This is a genomic window from Phocoenobacter uteri, from assembly GCF_900454895.1.
Classification (GTDB): domain Bacteria; phylum Pseudomonadota; class Gammaproteobacteria; order Enterobacterales; family Pasteurellaceae; genus Phocoenobacter; species Phocoenobacter uteri.
Map to the genome: position 1 here is coordinate 2039448 of NZ_UGTA01000001.1, position 14415 is coordinate 2053862.

Here is a 14415-nt window from a genome sequence, read left to right on the forward strand (position 1 = left end):
TTGTGGGTATTTTTTAAAGTATCTAAAATATAAAAAGTAGAAGAATTTATGATAAAAAAATCATATTCATATAACGATAGTCGGCATATATTATATGAAATTCATTTGTATGGAATTGTAAATTGTTAGAAGTAAGATAAAAAAGCATTAACCTTCAATGTAAAGAAAGTTAATGCTTATTAAATTTTTAGATTCACTGTTTAAAAAACGTGATAATTATTTATTAGCTGAGTGTTCTGAAAGGATAAGCGAGACTAATCTATGCTCATTTTGAATAGTACTTTCATCATTAACAACTCTTAATAAACTATTTTTATCAATAGTATAAAGCGGAATAAAAACGTTATTATCATTTTTATAATCGTCATAACCATAATTTTCGGTTAAATTCGTTACTTTTATTTTTGCACCTTGCTCTAACATTGTGTTTAATTTGGCATAGGTAACGTCTTTCGGGAATAAATGATTCACATTGAAACCATTTTGTTTTTGATTACGTTCTTTAACATTACTTTCATCATTAAATTCTAAACGAAAGATATTCTTTTCACCAAAATCGTGGAAATAATGTCCTGCTGAGAGAATGTTCATTTCCTGATCGATACTCATTGTGAATAGATAACCAATGCCAATTAAGTCTAAGTGACTGTCTGCGTGGTTGGAAAGAGGGCTACCGTAATAGGTTCTAATTCCCATCATTCGTGCTTTGGCTAAGCCGTTGTAATACGTATCCGCCATAATCACAGGAATGTTTAAATCTTTTAACGATTTTGCCACCATTAACGCCACTGGATTTGAACCAATGATAAGCACACCGGTGTCGGCAACTTGTCTGACTTTCAATAGGGACGCTACTTTCTTCGCCCCTAATCCTTGAATAAATACAGTTCCAATAATAATGGTAAAGACTAATGGTACAAGTAATTCAACCCCTTTAATTCCTTGATCTTGTAAGCGAATGGCAAACAGTGAGGAAATAGCTGCTGCGACAATACCACGAGGGCCAATCCAACTAATCATCAATTTTTCATTGATGGTTAAATTTGAGCCAATTGATGAGGCCCAAATTGCGAGTGGACGTGCAACAAACATAGCGATGAAGAGTAATACTAATCCTGAAAATCCAACACTTAAAAGTGCATTCAGATCAACTCGGGAAGCAAGAATAATAAATAAAACAGAAATCAATAAGACGGTTAAGGATTCTTTAAATTCTAAAATGTGATCTTTTGGAAAATTTTTCCAGTTTGCGAGGGCAACACCAAGAACAGTAATTGTTAGCAAGCCTGATTCGTGAGACATCGCATTTGAAACGGAAAAGAGGAGTAAGATATAGGCTAAAACAAAAACATTACGTAGATAATCGGGGACTAAATGACGTTTAATCAGTTTAGCTAAACACCAAGCTCCCGCCATTCCAAGAATTGCAGCAATAATTATAATTTTGCTGAATGTCCAAAAACTATTGGTTGAGCCATTAGAGATAATATATTCATAAATTAACACCACCGCGATTGCGCCGATTGGGTCAATTAAAATCCCTTCCCATTTTAGAATATTAGAAATCGTATTATTAGGGCGAACGCTACGCAATAAAGGCACGATTACCGTTGGACCTGTGACGCAAACTAATGCACCAAATAGCAAGGCGACTCGCCAATCCATATCAAACAGCCAAAATGTGGCAAGTGAGATGACGGTTGTGGTGATCAGCATACCAACGGATACCAATAATTTAACGACTTTTCCGTGATGGGTGATCTCATCAAATTCTAGTGTTAATGCCCCTTCAAAGAGAATAACGGCAACACCTAATGAGATAAAAGGAAAGAGCAGTTCACCAAAGACATCATCGGGGTGAAATATATTTAAAATTGGTCCAACTAAAATCCCGATAAGGAGTAAAAAAAGAATAGATGGTTGTTTTAGATACCAAGCAAGCCATTGGGCTGCGATACCTAATCCCACAATCGCGGATAAAATCAATGCTGAGTCCATAATAGGTTACTCCAAAAAAATGTAAATTTTTAAAAAAATATGACCGCTTATTTTTTGATAAGGGTTAAAAATTCTTTACGAGTCTCACGATCTTGTAAAAATAATCCGCCAAATGCAGAGGTAATAGTTTTACTCTGCGTATCTTTCACACCACGACATTTCACACAAAAGTGCGTTGCTTTCACAAAAACAGCAACATCATCGGTGTTTAAAATAGTTTGAAAAGCGGTTAATACTTGTTCCGTAAAACGTTCTTGAACTTGTGGGCGTTGTGCAAAAAATTGTACAACACGGTTGATTTTTGATAAACCGATAACCCAATCTTTGGGATAGTAAGCGACTGCAACACTGCCATCAATAGTCACAAAGTGATGCTCACAGGTACTGGTAAACGTAATTTCATCAACCAAAACCATTTCGCTGACTTTCATTTGATTTTTAATTTTTGTGATTTTAGGAAAAGTGTCATAATCCAAACCACTAAAAATCTCATCAACATACATTTTAGCTAAACGATGCGGTGTTTCTTCAAGACTATCATCACGCAAATCCATGCCTAATAATTCCATAATCGCTTGAAAATGTTGCTGAATTTCAGCTTTACGATTTTCCTTATTCTTGGTCGGCGTAAGCATTGGCGTTTCAATGCCTTTTTCTAATAACGCATTACGCACATTGTCTGCTTCAAATGTTGTTGTATTCATTGTTTCCCTCTGATAGTTAAGTAGAGAATTCTATCAAATTGCTTTAAAAATACAACGTTAAAGATAAAGCAGGGAAGTATTGCAACTAGGGGATTTGTTTAAGAACCGAATTATTATAAGGAGTGTATTCATCACTTGTTGCGTATGGAATTTCACTCCCTTAATCCATTTTTTGCTTTAAATATAAGAAATTAAGCTTGTTGTAAGCGTTTTAATTGCCAAAATTTAGTGACAAATAGCATTGCAATCGCATATTTTACGACGATATCAGCATAAATAATTTGCCAAATTTCTGTTAAAGGCAAAATACCGTAAAAGGCTAAAAAAGTGAATAAAACACTGTCTAATGGTACGCTTAATGCATTTGAACTCAACACTCGCATAACAAATTTTCTATGCTTAAAGCGATGGAAAATTGCTGTATCAGCCAGTTCACTGACGGTAATTGATAAAAAAGAAGCAAAAATAAAGCGACTTGGTACATCTAACCAGTAAGAGACAATAACATTGACAATCACCGCCATAAAGATTGCCCAGTAAACAAATTTTAAACCACCATAAAAGTGAATTTTATCTCTCAGAGTAAAAATAGCGGCAAAAAAAATTGTTCCAACAGAAAGCATTCCATAAAAAGGCAATGGAATAAATATATTCAACGTGATATTAGCTAGCAGAATGCTAACAACATATAAAAAGACCAAGAAAATAGGGTGCGACAGGGTAAGCCCTCGCCATATGGGTAAATTCATCATTATTTTTTCTCCAAAACAATAAAACAGATTGATGGAACTGTGCATTTTTAAGTGATTGCACACAGGTAAGCAGAGGTATCTACGCCTGAGCGGGGCATTCTAGCAAAAATTTGAGATAATTTGGAGAATTTATAAAAAATAGATAGAAAACCAACCATAACTTGCTCTAAATTAACACAGTTTATGGTTGGTTTTTTTAGAGAGGCACTTTTTATTTACCAGCCCAACGCACGATTAGCCACCCATTCTCGCCCTATTTTGAAATGATCTAAACCAATCAATCCTAAGGTTCTCGCAAGCTGAACAGGTAAAAATTCACAGCAAAAAATAGAAATTAAGCCACTTGTTGAACGAATAATTTTATTCTGATCTGCCAAACGATTTTTTTCAAATTGAGTTAACAGAGCATAATCGCCGAAATCCTTACCTTGCTCAAACGCACCTGAAAGCAATTTCGCTAATTCATATAAATCTCGCATTCCCAAATTAAAACCTTGCCCTGCGACAGGGTGTAAAAGTTGGGACGCATTGCCGACAATCGCCAAGCGATGATGAATATGGGAAGTGGCTTTTTGGGATTGCAATGGATAACTAAAACGACGGCTAGCACGCAAAAACTTACCTAATTTCCAACCAAAATTTTGTTGGAGTTTTGCCAAAAATTCTTCGTCAGAAAGGCTTAATAATTCACTTGGATCATTAACACACCACACTAACGACATCTGATTTTTGACTTCTGCCGTTTCACACAATGGCAATAACGCCAAAGGACCTTGCAAAGTAAAACGCTCAAAGGCTTGTTGCTGGTGGGGTTGAGAAATTTCCACATTCGCAATAATCGCCGATTGATTATAATCTCGCAACTGTACCGTTTCCACACCACATTGCTTCGCGATTTGTGATTGAATACCGTCTGCTGCCACGATTAACGCCGATTTTAACTGTATGCCTGAACTTAACGTGATTTCACAAGTGGTCTGATTTCGTTCAATATTTGTAACAGTGTCGGGGCAGAAAAGCTGAATATTTTGGTGCTTTTGAATAAGTTGAGAAAGTTCAAAACCAAGTTTGGCTAACTCAACCACCACGCCCAGTTGTGGCAAGTGCATTTCGGTGGCTTTTAAAGTGGTTTTACCAAAATGATGTTGATCTGAAACCTGAATTTTTTGAATTGAAGTGCTAATACGACGCACAACATCGCTCAAATTTGTCGTACCAAGCGGTTGAATTTTTTGTAATTTTTGCAAACTTCCTTGTGCCAATGCAATACTTCTCGCATCAAATCCCCCCTGACTTTTAAAATCTGGTTTGATCTTTTCCACAATCGCAATTTGCATGTTGTGATCCGTAAAACTACTCAATGCCAATGCCAAAATCGACCCTGTCATCGCACCACCGACGATAACGACATCAAATTGCTGAGCCATATACCACCTCAATTTTTCATTCAAAAAAGCGGTAAGATTTTGCAAATTTTTTACTAAATCTTACCGCTTGATCATCACAATTTATTGTAAAACTGAAATATCCGCCACATTTAAGAATAGGCGTTGTAGCGAGCCTAAAATTGCTAAACGGTTATTACGCAGTTTTTCATCTTCGGCATTTACCATTACTTTATCAAAGAAGGTATCCACCACATCACGCAAACTTGCAAGCTGTTCTAAAATCGCTTGATATTCGCCATTCGCAAATTGCGGTGCAAGGCTTGAATTTAACGCAATGATTTTTTCTGCTAATACTTTTTCAGCGTCAATTTCACAAAGTGAAAGATCGATCTCGCCGACACTATTTTCCGCTTTGGCTAAAATGTTTGCAACACGTTTATTCGCTGCTGCCAGAGCCTCAGCACTTTCTAAGGTACGGAAATAAGCTACTGCACGCACACGAGCGTCAAAATCTGCTGGTTTTGTTGGGCGACGAGCTAATACCGCTTGAATGACATCAACTGAAATGCCTTCATCTTGATACCACGCACGGAAACGCCCCAGCATAAAATCAACCACTTCATCGACCACATTTTTATTTGATAATTTATCGCCAAATAATTGTGCTGATTTTTGGATTAAATCCGTTAAATCTAATGGTAATTTTTTCTCAACGATAATACGCAACACACCTAATGCTGCACGACGCAACGCAAATGGGTCTTTGTCGCCTTTTGGATACTGACCGATACCAAAAATACCCGTTAAAGTATCAATTTTATCCGCCAACGCAACGCTACACGCCACTAATGAAGTCGGTAATTCATCGCCTGAGAAACGTGGCATATATTGTTCATTTAATGCAACCGCTACTTCTTCATCTTCGCCATCGTGACGTGCATAGTGCATTCCCATTACGCCTTGCGTATCGGTAAATTCAAACACCATATTCGTCATTAAATCGCATTTTGATAATAAACCTGCACGTTTCGCTTTGGTTTCATCGGCACCGATTTGTTTTGCGATTTCGCCACTGAGTTGCTCAATACGAGTGGTTTTATCACGCACTGTACCAAGCTGTTGTTGGAATAATACGGTTTCTAAACGTGGTAAATTATCTTCTAAACGCTGTTTTAGATCTGATTTAAAGAAAAATTCTGCGTCCGCTAAACGTGGACGAACCACTTTTTCATTACCTTCGATCACAAAAGTTGGATCTTCTGGGTTGATATTCGACACAAAAATAAAGTTTGGTAATAAGTTGCCCGCTTTATCATAAATAGGGAAATATTTTTGATCCCCTTTCATTGTGTAAACCAACGCCTCAGCAGGTACTTCTAAGAAACGCTCTTCAAATTTCGCCGCCATTACCACAGGGAACTCAACTAATGATGAGACCTCTTCAAGTAAGTCTTCTTCAATATCTGCGATACCGCCTAATGCTTCGGCTTTGGCTTGTGAATCTTTTAAAATGATCGCTTTACGCTCTTCAAAATCCGCAATAACCGATCCTTTTTCACGTAAAATTTCAGGATATTGATCCGCATTTGTAATTTCAACTTCTTGTTGCCCCAAGAAACGGTGTCCACGTAAAGTCGTACCACTTTTTACACCTAAAATTTCGCCGTTGATCAACTCATCGCCAAGCAACATCGTTACAGTATGCACAGGACGGATAAATTGTACGGTCTTATCGCCCCAACGCATTGCTTTTGGAATCGGTAATTTTGCCAACGCATTGTTGATAATCTCATTTAACAAGCATTTGGTTTCTTGCCCTTTGATAACCGCACGATGTACCAACCACTCGCCTTTATCCGTTGCGATACGCTCCGCCTGATCAACCGTAATCCCACAACCTCTTGCCCAGCCTTCCGCTGCTTTGGTTGGATTACCTTGATCATCAAACGCCGCCTTAACAGCAGGACCACGTTTTTCAATATTTTTATCTGGTTGCACCAACGCAAGCCCTAAAACTTTAACCGCTAAACGACGTGGTGCAGCAAACCATTCCACTTTATCAAAAGTCAAACCCACTTGGTTTAACTCTTGTTCCACATTGCCCGCAAACGCCAGCCCTAATTTTTTAAGTGCCTTCGGTGGTAACTCTTCTGTGCCAATCTCGGCAAGGAAATTTTTTGTTGTCATTTTGTTCTCTCTTTTAGACTGTTCACGCAGAGCGTGAATAATGTAATATTAAATTTTCTAAACGTTATTCAACGCTCTCACTTTTTCAATTTGTTGCTGTAACTGTAATTCTGTTGGTAGATAAGGTAAATATTTTGCACTAAAAATCTGTTTTCTATCGGCAAGTACAGAATATTTTGCAATCGCCTCACTTTTCTCACTACATAACACTAGACCAATAGTCGGATTATCATCTTCGCCTTTAAATTGCTCATCATACAAACGAACATAAGTATCCATTTGCCCGATATCTTGGTGCTTTAACTTACCAATTTTTAGATCAATCAATAAAAAGCATTTCAGTTTGAAATTATAAAAAACTAAATCAATGTAAAAATCTTCATCGCCAAAACGAATTCTTTTTTGACGCTCAACAAATGCAAACCCTTTGCCTAATTCAAGTAAAAATTGCTGTAAATTATTGATTATTGCTTGCTCAACATTACTTTCTTGATAGGTTTTATCCTGTAAATTTAAGAAATCTAAAATATAAGGATCACGCAAATAATCCTGTACCGTTTCTTTTAATACTTCTGTTTTTTCTTCTGCTTCTTGTGCAACAACAGACTTATTTTGGCTTGCTAATAAACGTTCATAATAAAGTACTGAGATTTGACGATCTAATGCTCGAACAGACCAGTTTTGTTCAATCGTTTCCTGTAAATACCATTGTCTAGCACTAGGATCTTCAACTCGAATTAATCGTCTATAATGCGACCAACTCAATTCGCGACACAGTGTGTCACGAATTGGAAAAGCAAGATAAAACTGACGCATATTACGTAAATTTGAAATATCAAAACCTTTACCATACATTGTAGTTAAACGCTCTGATAAATTTTGTAACACATATTTACCATACTCAGCACGCTGTTGCCCTTGCTGTTCATCTTCCACAAGCAAACGCCCAATATCCCAATAGCATTGGACCATTGCAGAATTGACCGTTTGTTTAACTTGCTTTCTCGCTTGCTCAATAATTTGAGCAATGCTTTGAGTTAAGTCATTATTTTCTGTTGGAAGATTATTCATAAATTTGCAAATTCTCTCTAAAACCTAACCGCTTTAACCAAAAATAGTTTGTAATTCTTCACGCTCTAATATTACTTTTTCATCGTCTAGCACCAAAGCAGGAATACCAATATTTCCTAAACTTTTTGGCATATCGAACGCCGAGTGATTATCGCGTAATTTTAAAAAGAGTTTAAAATTCGCCATTGATTCAAAAATATTTACACCTTCATATTCAACATTTAAGCGTTCTAATTCTTGCTTAAATGGAATCGTATCAGGGCATAAATCAGCATAAAAAAGTGTTGGTTTATTCATTTTTAGTCTTTTTATCCTCAGAAGGTTGTTCATATTTCTTTTTAATCACTTCAGCTTGTTTATCTAGTTCAGGAAATAATGTTTCTTGGCTAATTCCTAAATATTTTAAATCTTTCAATAAGTTATCTTTACATCTATAAGGAATTGTAATACTCATTTCTTGATCAGCGATCTTAAACCATTCTTCAGTAAGAATCGCAGGGTTTTCTTTTCCTTCTTCTGTCATACCATAAAGAAAGAATGATCCTTGTTGATAAATAAGACGATCATTTGTTTTACTTGGATTTATACATAATACTTTATAAAAATCCTGGTAATTTATAAATGGTTGGAAATAAGGTTTACTTTTCCTAATATCATTCAGCAAAGAAAGCATTTGTGGCTGTTTGCATAAGTTATTTGTAAATTGCCTAAATAAACGTTCTATAAATCTTTCGTTTAATAAGTACCTTCTAGATTTAGCCATTTCTAAAGATTCTAAGTAACGATAATTAAATTTATCATTCTCTAAGTTGATTTCCAAATAAGAAATAAGAAAATCTTGTAATTCTGAATCTATTTTTTTTGAACTTGTTAAATATTGATTTTTACGTTCTTTTTTTATGCGATATCTTCTAATAAAAAAATCACACTTAGGTATGTCTTTAAATAAATCTCTGGAAGCCTCTTTAAAAGTCTTATCATCTATTCTAAATTTATTTGGAGCAAGGCTTAAGGCACTAATTATGGCTACTGTATCACTATCAGAGTACTTTATTTGTTTTGTTGGTACTTTAAAAACAAATACCTTACCATCTTTTTCTTTCTCATCTGAACAAGCAAAGTATAAAGCAACCAAAGCATTAGAGGTAATATCTAATAAGCGAGTAGGGCAACCATAATGTTGCAATTTTACGAGTTTATCAAATAATAATGTTTCTTTTTCTAAATCTTGTGGGCAAGCAGTAAACATATCATTGATAATTTTATCTTCATTTTGAATATGTCCTTTATTTCTAAATATACTGGGTTCCAATATCCATTCACAATTGGCATGTCCTCGGAAAAAATAAGTATTTTCTAACTTATCTTCTTCCTTTACATATTTTTTAAGTTCATTCAAAAAATCAGAAATACTGAATTGCTCACTACTCATCATTGCACCTTTTTACTTCTTACACATCGGAAACCCTAACGCTTCACGGCTTGCATAATATGCCTCTGCGACACCTTTGGTTAATGCACGAATACGCAAAATATAACGCTGTCTTTCCGTTACCGAAATCGCTTTACGTGCGTCAAGTAAGTTAAAGCAATGTCCTGCTTTTAGGATACGTTCATAAGCAGGCAATGGTAATGGCTGTTCTAGTTCTAATAACGCTTTAGCCTCTTTTTCGTACTCTTCAAAGCAGTGGAATAAGAATTCAACATTTGCGTGTTCAAAGTTGTAAGTTGATTGCTCCACTTCGTTTTGGTGGAATACGTCGCCGTAGGTGGTTTTGCCTAATGGACCATCTGAATATACTAAGTCGTAAACACTGTCCACGCCTTGAATGTACATTGCTAAACGCTCTAAACCGTAAGTGATTTCGCCGGTGACAGGTTTACATTCTAATCCGCCTACTTGTTGGAAATAGGTAAATTGGGTTACTTCCATACCGTTTAACCACACTTCCCAGCCTAAGCCCCACGCACCTAGTGTTGGGTTTTCCCAGTTGTCTTCTACAAAACGAATATCGTGTACTAATGGGTCAAAACCGAGCATTTTTAAGCTGTTTAAATATAATTCTTGGATATTATCTGGCGATGGCTTGATAACCACTTGGAATTGATAATAGTGCTGTAAACGGTTTGGGTTTTCGCCGTAGCGACCGTCAGTTGGACGGCGTGAAGGTTGCACATAAGCCGACGCCATTGGCTCAGGACCGATTGCACGTAAACAAGTCATAGGGTGCGATGTACCTGCACCGACTTCTAAATCGAATGGTTGTACGATAGTACAGCCTTGCTCTGCCCAGTAATCTTGTAGGGCTAAAATCATACCTTGGAATGTTTTTACATTGAATTTGGTTGTTGCTGTTGTCATTATTTGTACCTAATTCTTAAAAGTGAATAGAAAATTGCTTTTATTATACCTATTAAGCGGTTAGATTTGTGAATTTTTTTGCAAATTTACACAGAAATTCTCCTGATAAAACCCGTAAAAAATAAAAAAAATCTAACCGCTTGGGGTATAATTGCACAGATTAAGGAGGCACTATGCAACAATTTCTATTATTTATTAACATATTCAAAATTCGTTTTTCGGAAAATAAACTCTCGATGGCAGCAGGGCATTTAACCTATAACACGATGCTTGCGATTGTTCCTTTAATTATGGTTATGTTTTCTATTTTTGCTGCCTTTCCGATTTTTAATGAAGTCACTGGCGAGCTAAAAACCTTTATTTATCAAAACTTCGCTCCAAGTGTTGGCGATATTGTACAAACACACCTAGATAATTTTGTAAATAATTCAAAGAAAATGAGTGCAGTAGGAACAATAGGACTGATTGCTATTGCGTTGTTGCTAATTTCAAATATAGATAATACCCTTAACACAATGTGGCATAAAACCAAAAAACGCCCTTGGCTAATTTCTTTTGCCATTTATTGGATGATTTTAACCCTCGGACCATTACTTATTGGCGTGAGTATTTCAGTAAGTACTTACATACTTTCAATGAATTTTATGGGAACAGGCGAGTTAACTAATGCTGGACACCCATTTCTTTCTCTTGTGCCATTTTTTATTACGTGGTTACTTTTTACCTTAGTTTATACCATTGTGCCAAACACAACCGTATTATTCCGCCACGCCATTATCGGTGCATTATTGGCGGCAATTTTCTTTACCTTAGGTAAGCAAATTTTTGTGTGGTATATCACCTCATTCCCGTCTTATCAGGCAATTTATGGGGCATTAGCTGTGCTACCAATAATGATTGTGTGGATCCATTTAAGCTGGTTGGTGGTGTTAATCGGCGCTCAAATTGCTGCGGTGTTTAAAGATTTGATGTTAATAAATATTGGTACTCTTTCAATTGAAAATAAGGAAATAAAATGATTGCGTTAATTCAGCGAGTAAAATGGGCAAAAGTAGAAATTGAAAATCAAACGGTGGGCGAGATTCAAAAAGGCTTATTGGTATTGCTTGGCGTGGAAAAAGAAGACGATGAAGCCAAAGCGGATCGCTTGTTGGATAAAGTGCTAAATTACCGAGTATTTGAAGATAAACAGGGAAAAATGAACTTAAATGTTCAGCAAGCAAATGGTCACTTACTTATTGTTTCACAGTTCACTTTGGTAGCTGACACTCAAAAAGGCTTACGCCCAAGTTTCTCAAAAGGGGCAAAACCAAGCGACGCAGAGAAACTATACGATTATTTTGTGCAACAAGCCACACCACGCATTTATACCCAAACAGGAAAATTTGGTGGCGATATGCAAGTGAGTTTACAAAATGATGGCCCTGTGACTTTTTGGTTGCAGGTTTAGAAATTTTAGTTAATTATCAATAAATTACCGTAGGGGAGGATTGAATGAGCAAAGCGAATGGAATATCCTCCCGTAATATCCCCATTTTATTTATGATAAATGTGTAAATTTTAAGGAAAATATTATCGCTATCTTTTATCATATTTAAAAAGTTTTATATCGAGCAATAGGCGGATATACGCAAACAAGTTTTCTAATCAGCCTCTGCTACTATAATGGAATAAAGGATAAATAGGTGTTTGCTCGTTTTGTATAAGCGGTCAAATTTAGAACATTTTTACAAATTTTCGATCAAATTCCACCGCTTGTCTTGTTTTTTTTAAAATATGCCCCATTTATATGCAGTCACAGAAAAATAATTCATAACAACAGTAGTAAACGAAGTGATAAAAATCGAACGTTGAATGCTTCACATTGTGTGAATTATTTTTTCGCAGACTATACAATTCATTTATAAAGCAAGAAAGGAAAACAATTATGTCTTTAAATTTTGATTCAGTAAAATTAGAAACAACCGAAGAGAAAGGTGGTTACGGTATCGGTTTACAAATCGGTCAGCAGCTTTTAGGAAGTGGCTTAGAAGTTGAGCCTAACACGGTTATGCGTGGTATCTATGACGTGTTAAACCAAAACCAACCAGCGGTTGATTTCAATGAAATTACAGCTGCATTACAAGAATTACAACAACGTGCAGAAGACGCACAAAAAGCGATGTTTGCTGAATTTGAAAAAGAAGGCAAAGCGTTCTTAGAAGAAAACAAAAAAGCGAATGGCGTGAAAGTAACTGAAAGTGGCTTACAATATGAAGTGCTTGTTGAAGGTACAGGTAAAGTGCCAAGTGCGGAAGATAAAGTACGTGTTCACTACGCAGGTTCTTTAATCACTGGTCAAGAATTTGATAGCTCAATCAAACGTGGTCAGCCAGCGGAATTCCCAGTGAATGGCGTAATCAAAGGTTGGACAGAAGCGTTAACTATGATGCCAGCAGGGTCTAAATGGCGTTTAGTAATTCCACACGAGTTAGCGTACGGTGAGCGTGGTGCAGGTCAATCAATCCCTCCATTTAGCACATTAGTATTCGAAGTAGAATTATTAGAAGTTTTATAATTCTCAATAAGCGGTGATATTTTTTTTACATTCTTGCAAATTTGTATAAAAATTTTACCGCTTGTTTTTTCTATTTTTAAATATTTGGTAAGTTTATTTTCTATCTACAAGTAAATGCTGTATTATGGAGACCTATTCGTACTAAGGAACAATTTAATTGACACAATTTAACCAACTTGGATTATCTGATCCAATCTTAAAAGCCGTAACCGAACAAGGTTACGAAACACCAACTCCCATTCAAGCACAATCTGTCCCAGCCATTCTTTTAGGCAAAGATTTAATGGCAGCAGCACAAACAGGAACAGGGAAAACAGCAGGCTTTACGCTACCCATTTTAGAGATTTTAAGCAAAGGGCAAAAAGCAAAAGCCAATCGCACAAGAGCGTTAATTTTAACCCCAACACGAGAGTTAGCCGCTCAAATTGCGGAGAATGTGGCACTTTATAGCCAATATTTAGATCTCAAATCGGCGGTGGTTTTTGGAGGCGTGAAAATCAATCCACAAATGCAAAAATTATGTCGTGGGGCGGATATTTTAGTGGCAACACCAGGACGATTACTGGATTTACACCAACAAAATGCGATTCATTTTGACCAATTAGAAGTCTTGGTTCTAGATGAAGCGGATCGTATGTTGGATATGGGCTTTATCCACGATATCAAAAAAATCATTCGTTTATTACCAAAAAAACGCCAAAATTTATTATTTTCAGCAACCTTTTCAGAGGATATTCGCAACCTTGCGAAAGGGCTAATTCATAATCCTGTGGAAATTTCAGTCACCCCTGAAAACAGCACCGCAGAACGTGTTAGCCAAGTGATTTATCCTGTTGATAAATCGAAAAAAACAGCACTTTTAATCAAATTAATTCAAGACAATAACTGGCAACAAGTATTAGTATTTAGCCGTACTAAACACGGTGCAAACCGATTAACCAAATTCCTTGAAAAAGCAAAAATTCCAGCTTCTGCGATTCACGGCAGTAAAAGTCAGGGAGCAAGAACTCGTGCCTTAGCAGAGTTTAAAGCAGGCGATATTCAAGTATTAGTTGCAACTGATATTGCAGCACGAGGCATTGATATTGATTTATTACCTCACGTTATCAACTTTGATTTACCAAACGTTGCCGAAGATTATGTACATCGTATCGGACGTACAGGACGTGCTGGTTCATCAGGTCAGGCAATTTCATTAGTGTGTGCCGATGAATTAGATGACTTGAAAGGGATTGAGCGTTTAATTCAGCAAGTATTACCACGAGAAATCGTTGAAGGTTTTGAGCCTCAAAATAAATTACCTATTACGGTGTTAGATACTCGTCCTATTCGTAAACGACCAAAGAAGAAAAAGATAAAAAATCAAGATAAATAAAGTCAAACTTAAACTTGGCTG

Annotated in this window: 13 protein-coding genes; 4 read left to right on the plus strand and 9 right to left on the minus strand. The window is 36.3% G+C overall.

Translation table 11 applies throughout. The annotated features are described in order from the left end of the window. Positions 1 to 216: 216 nt before the first annotated feature. The 9 genes from DYE60_RS09365 to glyQ all read right to left on the minus strand — a co-directional run bounded on the left by DYE60_RS09365 (position 217) and on the right by glyQ (position 10462). The gene (locus tag DYE60_RS09365; RefSeq protein ID WP_115316321.1) at positions 217 to 1998 is read right to left on the minus strand and encodes a cation:proton antiporter; all 1782 of its coding nucleotides are present in this window, start codon (positions 1996 to 1998) and stop codon (positions 217 to 219) included. A gap of 47 nt (positions 1999 to 2045) precedes the next feature. After that, positions 2046 to 2702 carry a GTP cyclohydrolase I FolE gene (folE, locus tag DYE60_RS09370; protein ID WP_115316322.1) on the minus strand — a complete coding sequence of 219 codons (657 nt, stop codon included), beginning with the start codon at positions 2700 to 2702 and terminating at the stop codon, positions 2046 to 2048. A gap of 191 nt (positions 2703 to 2893) precedes the next feature. Further along, positions 2894 to 3454 (minus strand): VUT family protein, encoded by a 561-nt coding sequence (locus DYE60_RS09375; RefSeq protein WP_218563626.1) that lies wholly within the window; start codon positions 3452 to 3454, stop codon positions 2894 to 2896. A 215-nt stretch (positions 3455 to 3669) separates the two neighbouring features. Further along, complete coding sequence (gene ubiH / locus DYE60_RS09380) at positions 3670 to 4881, minus strand: 2-octaprenyl-6-methoxyphenyl hydroxylase (RefSeq protein ID WP_115316323.1); 1212 nt, start codon at positions 4879 to 4881, stop codon at positions 3670 to 3672. A gap of 81 nt (positions 4882 to 4962) precedes the next feature. Next, entirely contained in the window at positions 4963 to 7029 is a 2067-nt protein-coding gene (glyS, locus tag DYE60_RS09385) for a glycine--tRNA ligase subunit beta (RefSeq protein WP_115316324.1), read from the minus strand. Between the two features lie 57 nt (positions 7030 to 7086). Beyond that, entirely contained in the window at positions 7087 to 8100 is a 1014-nt protein-coding gene (locus DYE60_RS09390; protein WP_115316325.1) for a PDDEXK nuclease domain-containing protein, read from the minus strand. A 33-nt stretch (positions 8101 to 8133) separates the two neighbouring features. Continuing rightward, positions 8134 to 8397 (minus strand): hypothetical protein, encoded by a 264-nt coding sequence (locus DYE60_RS09395; protein WP_115316326.1) that lies wholly within the window; start codon positions 8395 to 8397, stop codon positions 8134 to 8136. Continuing rightward, positions 8390 to 9532 carry an FRG domain-containing protein gene (locus DYE60_RS09400; protein ID WP_172460399.1) on the minus strand — a complete coding sequence of 381 codons (1143 nt, stop codon included), beginning with the start codon at positions 9530 to 9532 and terminating at the stop codon, positions 8390 to 8392. Before DYE60_RS09400 ends, DYE60_RS09395 begins: the two co-directional genes overlap by 8 nt. Before the next feature lie 12 nt (positions 9533 to 9544). Beyond that, positions 9545 to 10462 carry a glycine--tRNA ligase subunit alpha gene (glyQ, locus tag DYE60_RS09405; RefSeq protein ID WP_115316328.1) on the minus strand — a complete coding sequence of 306 codons (918 nt, stop codon included), beginning with the start codon at positions 10460 to 10462 and terminating at the stop codon, positions 9545 to 9547. Between the two features lie 173 nt (positions 10463 to 10635). On the opposite strand from glyQ, the gene DYE60_RS09410 reads away from it, so the two are divergent. The 4 genes from DYE60_RS09410 (at position 10636) to DYE60_RS09425 (ending at position 14394) form a co-directional block, all read left to right on the plus strand. Beyond that, a complete protein-coding gene (locus DYE60_RS09410; RefSeq protein ID WP_115316329.1) occupies positions 10636 to 11481 on the plus strand; it encodes a virulence factor BrkB family protein in 846 nt (281 codons plus the stop codon). After that, on the plus strand, positions 11478 to 11912 hold the full coding sequence (gene dtd / locus DYE60_RS09415; protein ID WP_115316330.1) for a D-aminoacyl-tRNA deacylase: 435 nt from the start codon (positions 11478 to 11480) through the stop codon (positions 11910 to 11912). Before DYE60_RS09410 ends, dtd begins: the two co-directional genes overlap by 4 nt. A 477-nt stretch (positions 11913 to 12389) precedes the next feature. Then, positions 12390 to 13019 carry a BamJ family beta-barrel-assembly machinery protein gene (gene bamJ / locus DYE60_RS09420; protein WP_115316331.1) on the plus strand — a complete coding sequence of 210 codons (630 nt, stop codon included), beginning with the start codon at positions 12390 to 12392 and terminating at the stop codon, positions 13017 to 13019. A gap of 157 nt (positions 13020 to 13176) precedes the next feature. Then, positions 13177 to 14394: a DEAD/DEAH box helicase gene (locus DYE60_RS09425; RefSeq protein ID WP_115316332.1), complete on the plus strand. Its 1218-nt coding sequence runs from the start codon at positions 13177 to 13179 to the stop codon at positions 14392 to 14394. The last annotated feature ends 21 nt before the right edge of the window (positions 14395 to 14415 follow it).

Coding starts and splice junctions, on each gene's coding strand:
- ubiH (WP_115316323.1), bottom strand. CDS start 4,881: ATGGCTCAGCAATTTGATGTCGTTATCGTCGGTGGTGCGATGACAGGG.
- bamJ (WP_115316331.1), top strand. CDS start 12,390: ATGTCTTTAAATTTTGATTCAGTAAAATTAGAAACAACCGAAGAGAAA.
- dtd (WP_115316330.1), top strand. CDS start 11,478: ATGATTGCGTTAATTCAGCGAGTAAAATGGGCAAAAGTAGAAATTGAA.
- glyS (WP_115316324.1), bottom strand. CDS start 7,029: ATGACAACAAAAAATTTCCTTGCCGAGATTGGCACAGAAGAGTTACCA.
- DYE60_RS09400 (WP_172460399.1), bottom strand. CDS start 9,532: ATGAGTAGTGAGCAATTCAGTATTTCTGATTTTTTGAATGAACTTAAA.
- DYE60_RS09410 (WP_115316329.1), top strand. CDS start 10,636: ATGCAACAATTTCTATTATTTATTAACATATTCAAAATTCGTTTTTCG.
- DYE60_RS09395 (WP_115316326.1), bottom strand. CDS start 8,397: ATGAATAAACCAACACTTTTTTATGCTGATTTATGCCCTGATACGATT.
- glyQ (WP_115316328.1), bottom strand. CDS start 10,462: ATGACAACAGCAACAACCAAATTCAATGTAAAAACATTCCAAGGTATG.
- DYE60_RS09375 (WP_218563626.1), bottom strand. CDS start 3,454: ATGATGAATTTACCCATATGGCGAGGGCTTACCCTGTCGCACCCTATT.
- folE (WP_115316322.1), bottom strand. CDS start 2,702: ATGAATACAACAACATTTGAAGCAGACAATGTGCGTAATGCGTTATTA.
- DYE60_RS09365 (WP_115316321.1), bottom strand. CDS start 1,998: ATGGACTCAGCATTGATTTTATCCGCGATTGTGGGATTAGGTATCGCA.
- DYE60_RS09390 (WP_115316325.1), bottom strand. CDS start 8,100: ATGAATAATCTTCCAACAGAAAATAATGACTTAACTCAAAGCATTGCT.